Genomic DNA, 14,514 nt, shown 5'->3' with positions numbered 1-14,514 from the left:
AACATTTGGGGGTCAGTTCAAATCAGGTGCTTTTTTTATGTTTCTTTTACTCATAGCTACTTATTTTTTAATCACTTTACTTCTGAATCCATTGACGTATTTTTTCACGCTCAGCAGGCGTTGCTTGTAGCCAAAGTTGCATAAATTGATCTAGAGTATTAGTAGTTGACCCAGCGCTAGTGGCTTGCTTAACCGTGGTAACTGCGCCTGAATTGACAGTGCTTGGCGTGCTGGCAGTAGGTTGACCTAAAGCCGCTATCGCACGTTGGTTTTGTAGTTCAGCATCATTTGCGCCGCCAAATACACCGCCCAACGTTTTACCCAAACCTGATAGCAAACCACCTTGACTACTACCCTCTAGCGCCTGCTGACTGGCAACGATAGTATTGTTTTGTTGCACTGCCAATGTTGGACGCTTGGCATACTCTCGTGCCGCTTCATACTTTTCTGGCTGATTTGGCATAGTCAGACGATACGTTTGATCGTCTTTCAATTCTGCCGTCACACTCACATTACCCGAGCGCAGATAATCGTGCTCATCACGGCGCAAGTCATATAAGCGGTCATATTTAGCGGTAATCGCGTGTTGACCTGGCTCTAAGGTAAACGACTTCGTCAACGGCTGAAACGGACTTTGCTGGATTTCTTGCCCGTTGATAGCGGTTACTTTGATATGGTCATCAACCAGTAAAGTGACTGCGGCCTGTGATAGCATCGATACTGAGCCTGCCGTTACCAATAACGAGCCAACAGTCAGTTTTTTTAGTATAGAAGCGTTTGATTTCATAAATTGTTCCATTGATAGTAAATACGTTTTATAAAAAAACTGGATTTTTAAATACTAAAAATCGAGTGGCATGGTATGTTGATCTTGATTAGCAACGTCATTATCTATTTGCGTTTCTTGCGCGATATCGGCAAGCTCGGCGGCAAGCGTCTGCTCATCAATGGTACGCAGCGCATCACTAATAACCGCTTTTGATATATTACTACGGCCAAGATTAGAAAACATTGGCTGAATATAATTTAGTACATCCATCATAGCGCCGATACGATGCGGTCCTTCGGTGAGCAAATGATTGATAATACGCTCATCAAACTGCCAACCGCGGCGACGTAAGATAGATTGCAGCAATGCTTGACGGTCTGCCAAATCATGACCGGTTGGTACTTTAAAGCTTGGCGATTGCGCCAACCGGGTGAGCAAGTCGGTTAGCTGGAAAGGTAATTCGGTCGCCGGTTTATTGGAGGCAAAAATGAGCTGACGCTGCCCCTCTCGGCTTCGATTAATCAGGTGAAATAAAGCTTCTTGCCATTGACTGCTTTGCTCAAGCACTTCTAAATCATCAATTGCAATCAGAGAAAAATTCTCTAAAGAAGACAGAACATTAACATCGGTATGAATCAATTCATTTAGTGACAGACAAATCGCTGATTTGTCCATCTCGATAAATGACTCACAGATGGCGGATAATAAGTGCGACTTGCCCGTCTCAGGGCTGCCAAATAGATACAGCTGACCTATCAGGCCGACATGGAGCTGCCGCACTGCATCGATAATAGACATCCAACCCGGACCGGCAAAGTCGCTGAGACTCGCATCATGCTTAATGTCCAGATTGAGACTTAGCTGTGCTTCTGCCATGAATCATCAACTCGGTTTGCGTAGCGCAATCACTAAAAAGGCTAAACGACTAATATTCTATAAACTGGCCTTGCTAACATTTACATTTAACGAAGCCAACCTAGTAACGGCAAATACCGTTAATACTGCGCCTATATATAACATATTTGCAAAATGACTGACAAGTCTTTTACCTATTAAGCTCAATCAGTCATCATTTTGCATATTGTCTGCGGTGGTTATTTTTCTTCAAATAACGCCAACTGCTTACGGCCTTTATAAAAGTCAGTGGAGCGGTAATAAGCATAGAGGTGACGAAATAAGACGTTGAGGACAGCAGACACAGGGAGCGCAATCAACATACCGACAAACCCCAGTAAGCTCGCTCCTGCCAATACCGCAAAGATAACCCATAGTGGTGATAGGCCAATTTTATCGCCCAATAACAGCGGTTGCAAAATATAACCCTCTGCCGCTTGTCCGACCAAAAACGCACCAACCACTAAGGCTAGATAAGTCCAATCCAGACCAAATTGGAATAAAGAGGCAATAATCGCGGCGATAAAGCCGATACCAAAGCCTAAATAGGGTACGAAGCTAGCAATACCCGCCACCATACCGATAATCAAACCAAGCTCAAGCCCGATAAGCTGCAGCTGTACCGCATAAATGACACCCAGTAACACCATGACCAATAATTGACCTTTAATAAATGCCATCAATGCTTGATCGCATTCTTTAGCGATAGTAACCACCTTTTTGCAATAAGGTGCTGGAATCGCCATCTTCCAAGTATGCAGGCGCTGATCCCAATTAAACAAGAAATAAAAGGTCAAAATTGGTACCAATACAATCAGTCCGGCGTTATTGATAAAGTTCATACTGGAGGCCAGTATTTGACTCATCATGCTGCTGGCATCCGCAAACTTATAATTGGCCTGCATATAATCAACTAGTGTATCAGAAAACCCCTTAGCTTCTAATTCTGGCAGACGAATGCGGCTATTATTGGTAAACCACTCCCGTACGACTTGATTATACCAATTTAAGACCTTGGGCAAATACTCCCACGCTGCTTGCAGCTGATGCCATAAAGTGGGTATTAACCACCAAAGTAGCAAAACCATGCCGAGCGTGATCGTCGAATAAACAATAATAATGGCGATCCAACGCCTGATATATTTTGATAAACGCTTGACCAGTGGATTGAATAAATAAGCCAGTACAAAGGCAACCACAAACGGCACAATGACCGGCATCATCAAATACAATAAAAACACGGCCACAACAATAGCAACGACGATAAATAGGCGTCGAAAAAAGGGGTCTATTGGTTGGTTTATCATTAAGAGTAGCCCTAAGGTTAAGTCAATATAAAATGCTGGCTTATAATGGTTTATTAACTGAAATAGCTCGCCGATAATTTTATATTTATAGTGTGATTTATCGACGTTGTTGCCATAAGTTTTGATAACAACTTTGGCGTTCTATTATCGCAGAGTCCAACAAAAAATCAGTCATTTTTTGTTTCTTAANNATTTTTGGGTATAATGCGCGCACTATCTGCAAAATTAACACGACCGATCCGCTTTTCTACTGACCGACCTTCATTCCCTATAAAATTTGTGAGATGACCATGAGTAACAAGCCTTCTTTAAGCTACAAAGATGCTGGCGTTGATATTGATGCTGGCGATGCGTTGGTTCAACGTATTAAATCAGTGGCAAAAGCCACCTCTCGTCCTGAGGTTGTAGGCGGACTTGGCGGATTTGGGGCGCTTTGTCGTATTCCAACTGGTTACACCTCACCGCTGTTGGTGTCGGGAACGGACGGTGTTGGCACCAAACTCAAACTGGCATTGCAGTTAAATCGCCACGATACCATTGGTATCGACTTGGTTGCTATGTGCGTCAATGATTTATTGGTTTGCGGTGCTGAGCCATTATTTTTCTTAGATTATTACGCGACTGGCAAGCTCGACGTTGATGTCGCAGCGACTGTTGTCACGGGTATTGGCGAAGGCTGTAAATTATCAAATTGTGCGCTTATCGGCGGCGAAACCGCTGAGATGCCAGGCATGTATCAAGATGATGATTATGACCTAGCGGGATTCTGTGTTGGCGTGGTTGAAGAAGCGGAAGTCATCACTGGCAAAAACGTGAGCGAGGGCGATGTGTTGATTGCCCTTGCTTCAAGTGGCGCGCATTCTAATGGCTACTCACTGGTTCGCAAAGTCATCGAAGTCAGCGGCGTTGATGTGACGACAAGCGATGAGCAATTAGACGCCCAGCCTATTCAAGACGCGCTGATGGCACCGACCCGTATCTATGTGAAAGCGATTAAAGCGTTGCAAGATACCCTTGGTAGCTCAGCGCTACACGCTATGTCACATATTACGGGTGGCGGTTTAACAGATAACTTGCCACGCGTATTACCGGACAATTTAGCCGCTAGTATTGATACTGCTAGTTGGCAGTTTTCAGAGTTATTCACTTGGCTTCAAACCCAAGGCAATATTGAACAAAGCGAGATGTACCGCACCTTTAACTGCGGCGTCGGTTTTGTTATCGTCGTGCCTAAAGATAAAGCAGAAAGTGCTATTAAAACATTAAATGATGCGGGCGAGAAAGCTTGGAAATTGGGTGAAATGGTTAGCCGTGAAGCGGACGCAGTGGTATACCGTTAATGTCAGACGACAACCTAAAAAACCTTTCGAAAAAAACAGCTCAGCCGTTACGCGTAGCCGTCTTAGTGTCTGGTAGTGGTAGTAATCTGCAAGTATTGATAAATGCCATGCAAGCTACGGCGCTACCGATTGAAATCGTTGGCGTCATTAGTAACCGTGAAGATGCCTATGCCATCACACGTGCGAAAGATGCTGCTATTCCAGTTGCCATCTTATCTCACGTTGCTAGCGGCAAACGTATGGGAATCAAAACCTTTGAAACCCATGCCAATGCTCAATTAATCTCTTGGCAACCTGATTTGATTGTTTTAGCAGGATTTATGCGGGTTTTGAGTAGCTCATTTATCGATAATGCGCCTGCTCCGATGATCAATCTGCACCCTGCTCTGCTGCCTGCTTATAAAGGTCTTGATACCCATCAGCGCGCCATTCAAGCAGGTGAACGTCATCATGGTTGTAGTATTCATGTGGTCACCGCTGAGCTCGATGCCGGTGCAGTTTTGACCCAAGCCATGTTAGAAGTCAGACAAAAAGAGGACGCTGCTAGTTTACAATTCCGTGTGCAAAAGGCTGAGCATCAACTTTTACCATGGACGATATTACTGATCGCAAATGGTGTCATTAATTTAAATGACCAAGTAGATGATGCTAAAACTTCTTATTTACCTGCTCTACCTTTAAAGCTGTGGTTAGACGATTAGAAACTCACTTACCCATTTTATAAAAAAAGCAGAACAGTTACTTGTTCTGCTTTTTTTATACCCGGTTTTATTGTTTGCTTCTATGATCCTTTATAAAAAAATACCCCGTTAGTTAATAACGAGGCATTTAAAATGATAAATCTAAGGTAGATTAACTACTAAGCAGGTTTTTTACCGACAACGTGCACTGCTTTGATGTTAACGAACTCTTTAATACCAAAGCCGCCATGTTCACGGCCGTAGCCTGAGTCTTTAACACCACCAAATGGCAACCCTGGATTGACCAAATCATAACCATTAATATAAACCATTCCTGTATCAAAATGCTGCTGCGCTAGCTCAATCGCTTTTTCTTCGTCTTTAGAGAAAATAGCACCGCCCAGCCCATACCGACTGTCATTGGCAATCCGGAACGCATCGTCTTGGTCTTTAGCTCGGATAAGGGCAGCAACAGGACCAAATAACTCGTCTTTATACGCTGGCTGATCGGGCTTGATATTTTCCAAAATCGTTGGCGGATAAAAAGCGCCTGGATTGTCAGACATCTCACCACCCAAAGTGATAGTCGCACCTTTATCTACGCTTTCTTGCACTTGTTTATGCAAATTCTCGCGCTGCTTGCTACTTGACATCGGACCCACGTCAGTTGATTTTTCCATTGGATCCCCTACTTTGTAGCTCTTGAATTTTTCAATAACAAGGTCGCGAAACTTATCATAAACACTGTCGACGACGACAAAACGTTTGGCCGCAATACAGGTTTCGCCATTATTATATAAACGTGCATGGGCACAAGTCGCTGCTGCTAAATCTAAGTCGGCGTCCTCTAGCACAATAAAGGCATCATTCGAGCCAAGTTCCATAACAGTCTTTTTAAGGACTTTCGCTGCTTGTTGCGCTACTACTCTTCCCGCTACATCGCTACCTGTTAATGTTACGCCGCGTACTTTTTCGTGCTGAATGACTTTTTCTGATTGATCATGGCTGATGATCAGCGTACGAAATAAATCTTCAGGCAAATCAGATTCTTGCATGATTTTTTCAATCAACAATCCTGAACCCGTCACGTTAGAGGCGTGTTTAAGTAAGATACTATTTCCCGCCATCAAGTTGGCAATGGTATAACGGAACACTTGGTAGGCTGGGAAGTTCCATGGCTGGATACCATAAATAATCCCAATAGGGTCATAGCTGATTAAGCCTTTTTTAATGCCTTCGATGTCGCGTTCGTCATCTGCAAGCGCAGCAACGCCCTCACTGGCCGTGAAATCACAAATACCTTTACATAAATCAACCTCACCCAAGCTGCCCTCAAGCGTCTTTCCGCGCTCTTCAGTCATTAGCTTGGCAAGCTCATCTTTATACTTCATGAGCGTCTCGCCAATAGAGTCGATAACTTTTGCACGCTCATCAGCACTCACCAAACGCCATTTTGAAAACGCATTATGCGAGGCATCAATGATTTTGTTGACTTCATCATCGCTCATATACGTGTAATTTTTAATGTCTTTACCTGTTGCTGGGTTCACAGTGGTAATATCTGCCATGATAATTATCCTTACCTATTTATTTGATTATTGTGTCGTAAATGAGTTACTAGCAGACCATCGTTTTATAATCGGAGCACTATTTTATAATCGGAGCACTAATAGATCACTCGACAATATCGAATCACTTAACAATAATCGTTATAATTGTCTTTTTTCTTAATGTTCATTTAGCATAACAAAAGGATTTGATCATAGTTTTACAAGTTATGAAGAAGTGTGCGTAAGATGTTAACAATGTGACGGTCTTATAAAAATCGGCCTGGCACAAGAATAAAGATAGTAAGAATAAGCTGGTCGATTTAAAAATCGAGCCAATAAAAAACCCGCACACAATCAATGAGCGGGTTTTATAAATTGAACATGAAGAAACTTTTTACTTTTACTACTTTAGAATAAGTGATTGATAATCGGGATTTCTGGCGGTGGGTTTTCTTCTTCAGCGACCACTTGCCGCGCCACATGCATAATAAGCTGACGCAACCAACGATGCGCTGGATGGTGCTGTAATAGGGGTGACCATGCCATCGTCAGCTCAAACTCAGGAATAAAGAACGGTGGCTCTTCCATAATAATACTGTCATTATTGGCCTGCATTCTAGCTACTCGCGTCGGCAAGGTCGCGATTAAATCTTTATTGGCCGCAAGCATGGCGGGCATTTGATAGTGACGGGTAAAGACGCTGATTTGGCGTTTTTGTCCTAAGCGTTGTAGCGCCTGATCGATAGAACCAAGGCCGCCTGACTTTTCTGGATTGACCCCAAAACCGACGCCCATTCCTGTTTTAGACACCCAAACGTGCTGCGCTTTTAGATAATTTTTTAAATTAAAACGGTTGGCATACGGCCCTTCAGCAGACAATAAGCAGCTAAAAGTATCGCGCCAAACCAATACTTGATGAAAGCTCTGCGGAATTTCATTAAAACGGTTAATTGCCAAGTCAACTCGCCCCTGCTCCATATCTCGATAGGAGACGTCAGATGGCGTCAAGAAATCCAAAATGACATTGGGCGCTTCAGAACGTAGCGCTTTGACCAGCTTTGGCACCAAAGTCGCCTCAGCATAGTCTGATGTCATGATACGAAAAACGCGCGAGGTACTATAAGGACGAAACTCGGTGCGCGGCTCAAGCACTTGGGTCAAGTCGGCGAGTATCTCGCGAATACGAGGCTGCAACTCAAGCGCGCGCTCGGTTGGCGTCATGCCCTCCGATGAGCGTACCAATAATGGGTCATTAAACAGTTTACGTAGGCGCCGCAAAATATTACTCATCGCAGGCTGGGTAATGCCAAGCTGTTCAGCAGCACGTGTGACGTTTTTTTCGCGAAGCAATACATCCAAATGTACCAATAAATTTAAATCAACCCGCTGCAAATTCATATCTATGTCTCTTTTCCGAAGAATAAATGCCACCATAAGCTTAAAAAAGCGTGGCATCTTTTATCCTGTTATTTTATAAAAACATCCGATAACAACATAATTTAAGTATTTTTTTATCTAAATGTCTTTAATATACGCTTATTATAACCTAAGTTCCCCCGCTCAAACCATTGTTTCTTCTATACTATAACTAAATAAAATACCCAAGATAATAATCATAAACTAGATAAATCAAGGTAACCTAGCTATAGTGCTTAGCAAGCGCTCACGAGTCATTTTTAAAACGCTCACGAATCATTTTTAAATATTGGGCCGATATCATGCGTTTTAATAAATCAGCTTCAAAGGCTATTTTATCGTATTTTCATACTAAAAGATGGTCATAAAACTTATTCTGCAAATTAGTTTTTCCGCGAACTTAGCTTTTTGCTCTCATCAGTTTTGAGCTTGAATCGGTACTTTGTACGCTTTACAGTAATAAGTAACTTAGCTGACGACTAATCTGATAAAAACACAATTGAGCCTAAAAAATAAAAGCTGACCATTTCGACAGGTTTTGTTTGCTTTTATGATAATTTTCTTATAGTTTAGTAGAGACTGCTCACGCAAAAGGCGGTTATTTTAAATTCTTACTTCTGTTAGCATCTTTTTATACATAACATCCCAAATCCATTTTAATCACTTTTCTTTATTAATTTTCACCCCACCAAGGAGACTATAGATGTCAACTGCATATAAATCAGCGATCGATTTAGTACGTGAATTAAAGCAAAAGCACGGTAACTGGCAGAATATCAGCGAAACTGATGCAGCACGTATGATGATGCAAAACCGTTTTAAAACTGGTTTGGATATCGCTAAGTATACTGCAAAAATCATGCGTCAAGACATGGAAGACTATGACAATGATACGTCTCAGTACACGCAATCTTTAGGCGCATGGCATGGTTTTGTTGCTCAGCAAACGATGTATGCTAAGAAAAAATACTTTGGTACCACGTCAAAGACTTATATCTACCTATCTGGTTGGATGGTTGCGGCACTTCGTTCTGAGTTTGGTCCACTTCCTGACCAATCTATGCACGAAAAGACCTCTGTGCCTAAGCTAATCGAAGAAATCTACACCTTCTTGCGTCAAGCTGATGCTAAAGTATTAAACGATTACTTCCGTGAGCTAAATGCTGCTGAAGAAGCTGGTCAAGACACCTCAGCTATCTTAGAAAAAATCGAAAACTTTGATTCGCATGTTGTGCCAATCATTGCTGATATCGATGCAGGTTTTGGTAACGAAGAAGCGACTTACTTGCTGACCAAACAAATGATTGAAGCAGGTGCTTGTGCTATCCAAGTTGAAAACCAAGTATCTGACGCAAAACAGTGTGGTCACCAAGCAGGTAAAGTCACTGTACCGCATGAAGACTACATCGCAAAAATCAACGCGATTCGTTATGCATTCCTAGAGCTAGGTGTTGAAGACGGCGTCATCGTTGCTCGTACTGACTCTGAAGGCGCATCACTGACGCAAAAAATCCCAGTATCAAATGAGCCAGGCGACCTTGCTTCTCAATACATCGATTTTATCGAAATGGAAGAAGTGACGCTTGAAGAGGCCAACGAAAACGATAGCCTGCTTAAACACAACGGCAAACTAGTTCGTCCAGTTCGTCTACCAAACGGCCTATATCAGTTCCGCGAAGATACGAACATCGACCGCGTTGTCCTTGACTGTGTAACCGCTTTAGAGAACGGTGCTGATCTACTATGGATCGAAACACCAACTCCAGACGTAGAACACATCAAGATGATGGTTGATCGTATTAAAGAGCAGCAGCCTAAAGCGAAGCTTGTATACAACAACAGCCCATCATTCAACTGGACGCTAAACTTCCGTAAACAAGTGATCGCTCAGTGGGAAGAAGAAGGCAAAGACATCTCTGCCTACAACAAAGACAACTTGATGAGTGCTGATTACGATGGTACTGAACTTGATCAAGCAGCTGATATCGCCGCTAAAAACTTCCAACGTGATGCGTCACGTGAAGCCGGTGTATTCCATCACTTAATCACGCTACCGACTTACCACACCACTGCTCTTAGCGTTCATGAACTGGCTAAAGGCTACTTTGGTGAAGAAGGTATGCTTGCTTATGCAGCTGGCGTTCAACGTAAAGAAATCCGTGAAGGCATCGATTGTGTTAAGCACCAAGCAATGGCGGGTTCTGACCTTGGCGATGATCACAAAGAAATCTTCTCTGGTGACAACGCCCTTAAAGCTGGTGGCAGCAAGAACACCATGAACCAGTTCTAATGACTGACCCTCTCTAAGTACAAGTTAGCTAAATAAAAGCTATAAAAAAAGCCGTCCTACATTGTGGGGCGGTTTTTTTGTGAGCGCTAGAAAATTTCATTTATTTAAATCACAGGGCTAATAAAGTGCCTTTTCACTGATAGCAATTAATTTATTCAGCCCTCATTTAGCAAATTGAAATAAAACTTTTACTTGTCATTCAACCATAGCTTTCATACGATGGTAATCATATAAATTTATTACAATAATTGAGAGCCATCATGCAAGAGATAGAGCTGAAGTTTCTAGTTCCAGAGTCACGATTAAAAGGTTTGATGCGCCAGGCAAATATTAAATCTTCCAAAGTCACGCAACTCGCTGCCCATTATTACGACACCCCTGATCAGCAGCTTGCTAAAGCAGGTATTGGCTTACGTATCCGCCGCGAAGGTGACGCATGGGTTCAGACTATCAAAGCGGGCGGTGATGGTATTGCAGCGCGTTTAGAGCACAATACGATACTAGATAATGATCACGTCCAAACCATGCTAGACACCAATACGCTCATGCCTGATTTAAGCATTTATAAAGACACCGCTGTTGCTCCTGCTCTAGCGAAGTTTAAACTAAAAAAACTGGCCAAAGCTCTCACACGGCTATATGTTACCGATGTTCAGCGCACCACACGGCTGCTAGTAGAGGATATTGACGATGAGACCAGTAATAGCATTGAGATGGCATACGATTATGGAGAGATTATTCACGGCAACGATGATACTCAGCGAGACGTCATTCAAGAAATTGAATTTGAGTTGGTAACGGGCGATTTAGATTTTTTATTTGCGACCGCCAAAACTTGGTGTCAGCGTCATAAATTATGCCTCTCCACCGTCACTAAAGCCGAGCGTGGTGGCTTGCTTATCAAAGGGAAGAACTACAGCCCAGCAGTTAGCGCCAATCTTAGTACCCTAATTATCGATAAAGATAGCAGCAAGCCGGCCTTTATACGTTCAGTCGTGCATAATTGCCTACTGCAAATACTACCCAATAGTAGCGCCATCGTCGCAGGTAGCACTGACGACGACCATGTTTTACAACTGCGTAACGGTATTCTGCGCTTACGTACCGCGCTCAAAGTATTTAACCGTTTCTCTGATGAGCTCAATCCTGATTGGTCGATCATTCTTAAACAAACGGCGACTTTACTGGCCGACTATCGCAAGCTTGCTTATCTTGCCAGTCATATTGAACCGTCACTACAGGAGCACGGCGCTCCGAGCGTTGATTGGACGGTAGAAATTGCGTCTCTAAAAGTCACCCCTATTGATGCAGTACGCGCCAATGACTTTCAATTGACCTTGCTTGAGCTGATAGCTTTTACCATGAGTGACCCTAGCCTTGAGCCGCAAGCGGGTAAGCTTGCCGCCAATAAGCTCACAAAACTATTGGACAAACGCTATAAAAAACTGCTCAAAGCTGAGAGAAAACTGCATGATGTGATAAATACTAAAACGGATAGCACGGATTTAGACGATGTTAGTTTAGATAGTATGAGTTTAGAGGACGTTAATTTAGAAGCTAGGGATTCGCTAAGTTTGTATACGCAGGATTTAGATTTACAAATAAAGTATGAAAACCAAACGCATTACAAATTGTACCGTCAGCTGAAAAAACTACGCTACGTTAGCGAATTTGCAGCGCCCTTAATCAACAATGAAAAGCTCAAAAACAACAAGCTCAACAATAAAAAATCTAAAAAGACAAGTCAGCGCTTCCTAAAATGTGTCATAAAAGCACAACAAGCGCTTGGTCAACAACTCGACATCACTTGTTATCAATACTACTATCAACGTAAAGCCCGCACTGATGCTAATGCTTTGTATGGCGCTGGCTGGTTAAATGCCTCTTTAATAGACGCTGAGAAAAAGACGAAAAAACGTTTAGCTAAGCTTAAATCTGCTGATGTATTTTGGTAATAGAAACTGTCAATAGTCTTTTAACGTTGTGTTTTATCTATAATTGGTCCTTAATTCATCAAAAAAAAGACAGCTATCATCAGGTGCGTTGTCTTTTTTTAAGCGTAATTTTTCGAGTAAATATTAGTGAGCAACAATGGTCACGGGGGTGCCCTCGATAACTTGCTCAAACAGCCCAATAATGTCTTGATTTCGCATTCGTATACAGCCATGAGATTGCGGCACGCCCATCGGCTCGCTATCAGGCGTGCCATGAATGTAAATATAACGCTGATAGGTATCGCAGCCGCCTTGACTATTACTGCCTTTATTCAATCCCTCTTCAAGACCGCTTAACCATAAAATACGACTTAATATCCAATCGCGACTAGGATGTAACTCACCAAGCTCTGCACTATATACTTCGCCCGTCGGTATGCGTCCAACAAACACTGCGTTGATGGGCTCATTGGCGCCTATTTTTGCCGCGATAAGGTGTCGACCAAGTGGCGTACAACCGCTATCTTGCTGACTACCCATGCCATTTTTAGCGGTAGATACCGTATAGTGAGCTATTTCCTTACCTTGCCGATATAGCTTTAAAGCTTGCTGAGCAATGTTAATTACTAACTGCCCATCAGGGATTCCGTTATTTGTCATAGAAGTTTTCCGGTTGTCATAAAGGCGACAATGATTATTATCGACTCTGTTACCAATCTGTTTTGAGTAAAATGATTGCGCTTTTCTATTATTAAGGGATTGTATCAAGGCTTTTGGCACCGTAATATAGGGGCACACTTTTTGATGCTAGCAGATTATGACGACTATTTCACCGACACGTGTGTCGATGTATGATTTTCTATATCAAGATACTAAGCCTATGGTGTCATTATTAGCAGACGCCGCTAAGCTCGCATTACCACAAGCGCGATTGGCTATGGATGCCAGTTTGCAAGCCATTGTCAGTGCCCTACTTGCTTATCAGCAGCACAATGATAGCCAAGCTGTGAGCAAAAAACTGTTTGCTCGCAGTGCCGTTAAAGAGCTGCGTCAGTATAACTCGATGAACTTTTCGACCATTACTGCGACCCTGTACTATCGTCATGAAGTGGCGGATGCGATATTTTACGAGAATGCTCGCGTGATTAAAGCCAGTGATTGTATTGCCCAGCAGGTTGATGCGACGTCGCAACAAGTTCAAGTATTGCTCACATCGCTATGCGTGATTGTGCTGCGTGAACTGGCGATTTTAGCGGAATACAGCCAGCTTGATAATGATGAGATGGACAAATGGTTCGCATTGCAACCGCAGTTTTTATCTGTAGAGCGTTTTGTAGCCAATAAGCCAACGTCAATGTCTGCCGAACTGATTGAAGCTAATGAAAATAAAACAACAACCACTGCTACAGGAGCCTCTCCACAACCGGACTTAAAAACAGAATCAGAAGCAAAAAACGCCACAGAACGAACTTTATTAAGCACAGAGCAACTCGCCAGCAAGCCGCCAGCTTTTAATCCTTATTGGCACGAGCTGACAGACTTTAAACCTGAAAACCAAAAGCCTGTACAAGACATGCAGCAAGCAACTGGCAACTATTTAAAGGTCATCGGGCGCTCATCTACCAACGCCCAACAAGGTAAACATAGTGACTTATTGGTGTTTGCGGACATGGCAGCCATTAGCTTACCGCATCAACGCTGGCTGCTGCAATTGGCCAAGATTTCAGAAATATACTTGCAGCGGAACCGACTACGAATTACCTCTGAACCCGCCAGCCCGCCCAAGCCGCCGTTGGTCAGTTTGGGCTTAATCGGTGGCAATAACGACAACACACCGACTACAACCAGTGAAAAGCCAATTGAATACGACGCATCAACACCTCTGTGGAAAAACCCCGTTATCCTCATTATTATTGTCGTTATTGGTATTCTTGGCGGACTTGCAACAATCAAATACCAAGGCCAAAAATCTGACGGGGTCAAACTGGCGACAGAAGAAGTCATCGAACAAGACCGTCTCAAGGAACGTGAGCAACAGGATGTGGCAATCGTAATGATAGACGATGACAATGATGAAGCAGATACTAAAGAAGCAAAAACAGCTCAATGATAAGTGACAGCAATTAGCATCATAATTTCTAAAGTAGAAAAAACCTTCAAAACATTTATAAAAAAAGACGCTAAATTAATAGCGCCTTTATTTAATTTTGTTTGATTATACTTTGTTGATATAGACGGACTTTAAAATCGATATAGTGCGACTGGGATGAATTTTTCGTCGCCTCTGTGATAACAGCGAGCAAGGAGAATTTGTACCAGTCGCACGTGACTATT

11 protein-coding genes are annotated in these 14,514 nt (G+C 42.8%); 5 read left to right on the top strand and 6 right to left on the bottom strand.

Annotated features, from left to right (window positions below; all coding sequences use genetic code 11):
• Positions 1–76 precede the first annotated feature (76 nt).
• From B4K26_RS11950 to B4K26_RS11940, 3 genes are all read right to left on the bottom strand, one after another.
• Positions 77–787, bottom strand: a complete 711-nt coding sequence (locus B4K26_RS11950) for a DUF2057 domain-containing protein (protein ID WP_296245750.1) — start codon at positions 785–787, stop codon at positions 77–79.
• Between the two features lie 54 nt (positions 788–841).
• The gene (gene hda, locus B4K26_RS11945) at positions 842–1,645 is read right to left on the bottom strand and encodes a DnaA regulatory inactivator Hda (RefSeq protein WP_296245749.1); all 804 of its coding nucleotides are present in this window, start codon (positions 1,643–1,645) and stop codon (positions 842–844) included.
• Between the two features lie 218 nt (positions 1,646–1,863).
• The gene (locus B4K26_RS11940; RefSeq protein WP_296245748.1) at positions 1,864–2,970 is read right to left on the bottom strand and encodes an AI-2E family transporter; all 1,107 of its coding nucleotides are present in this window, start codon (positions 2,968–2,970) and stop codon (positions 1,864–1,866) included.
• Positions 2,971–3,260: 290 nt separating this feature from the next.
• Between B4K26_RS11940 and purM the strand changes: the two genes are divergently transcribed.
• Both purM and purN read left to right on the top strand, forming a co-directional pair.
• Complete coding sequence (purM, locus tag B4K26_RS11935) at positions 3,261–4,310, top strand: phosphoribosylformylglycinamidine cyclo-ligase (protein WP_296245747.1); 1,050 nt, start codon at positions 3,261–3,263, stop codon at positions 4,308–4,310.
• Entirely contained in the window at positions 4,310–5,011 is a 702-nt protein-coding gene (gene purN / locus B4K26_RS11930; protein WP_296245746.1) for a phosphoribosylglycinamide formyltransferase, read from the top strand. Before purM ends, purN begins: the two co-directional genes overlap by 1 nt.
• A 158-nt stretch (positions 5,012–5,169) precedes the next feature.
• On the opposite strand, the gene B4K26_RS11925 is transcribed toward purN, so the two are convergent.
• Positions 5,170–6,558 (bottom strand): NAD-dependent succinate-semialdehyde dehydrogenase, encoded by a 1,389-nt coding sequence (locus B4K26_RS11925; RefSeq protein WP_296245745.1) that lies wholly within the window; start codon positions 6,556–6,558, stop codon positions 5,170–5,172.
• A gap of 390 nt (positions 6,559–6,948) precedes the next feature.
• Positions 6,949–7,938, bottom strand: a complete 990-nt coding sequence (locus B4K26_RS11920; protein ID WP_296245744.1) for a LysR family transcriptional regulator — start codon at positions 7,936–7,938, stop codon at positions 6,949–6,951.
• Between the two features lie 721 nt (positions 7,939–8,659).
• Between B4K26_RS11920 and B4K26_RS11915 the strand changes: the two genes are divergently transcribed.
• Together B4K26_RS11915 and B4K26_RS11910 are read left to right on the top strand one after the other, a co-directional pair.
• Positions 8,660–10,246 (top strand): isocitrate lyase, encoded by a 1,587-nt coding sequence (locus B4K26_RS11915; protein WP_296245743.1) that lies wholly within the window; start codon positions 8,660–8,662, stop codon positions 10,244–10,246.
• Positions 10,247–10,506: 260 nt separating this feature from the next.
• Positions 10,507–12,201: a CYTH and CHAD domain-containing protein gene (locus B4K26_RS11910; protein WP_296245742.1), complete on the top strand. Its 1,695-nt coding sequence runs from the start codon at positions 10,507–10,509 to the stop codon at positions 12,199–12,201.
• 123 nt (positions 12,202–12,324) lie between these two features.
• Here B4K26_RS11910 and B4K26_RS11905 read toward each other — a convergent pair whose 3' ends face one another.
• Positions 12,325–12,840 (bottom strand): L,D-transpeptidase, encoded by a 516-nt coding sequence (locus tag B4K26_RS11905; RefSeq protein ID WP_296245741.1) that lies wholly within the window; start codon positions 12,838–12,840, stop codon positions 12,325–12,327.
• A 157-nt stretch (positions 12,841–12,997) separates the two neighbouring features.
• Here B4K26_RS11905 and B4K26_RS11900 point away from each other — a divergent pair, with 157 nt between their 5' ends.
• Entirely contained in the window at positions 12,998–14,290 is a 1,293-nt protein-coding gene (locus tag B4K26_RS11900; protein ID WP_296245740.1) for a hypothetical protein, read from the top strand.
• Positions 14,291–14,514: the final 224 nt, after the last annotated feature.

The sequence above is a fragment of the Psychrobacter sp. UBA6766 genome, assembly GCF_002453355.1.
Taxonomy (GTDB): domain Bacteria; phylum Pseudomonadota; class Gammaproteobacteria; order Pseudomonadales; family Moraxellaceae; genus Psychrobacter.
This window is presented reverse-complemented; position numbering and strand designations above follow the sequence as displayed.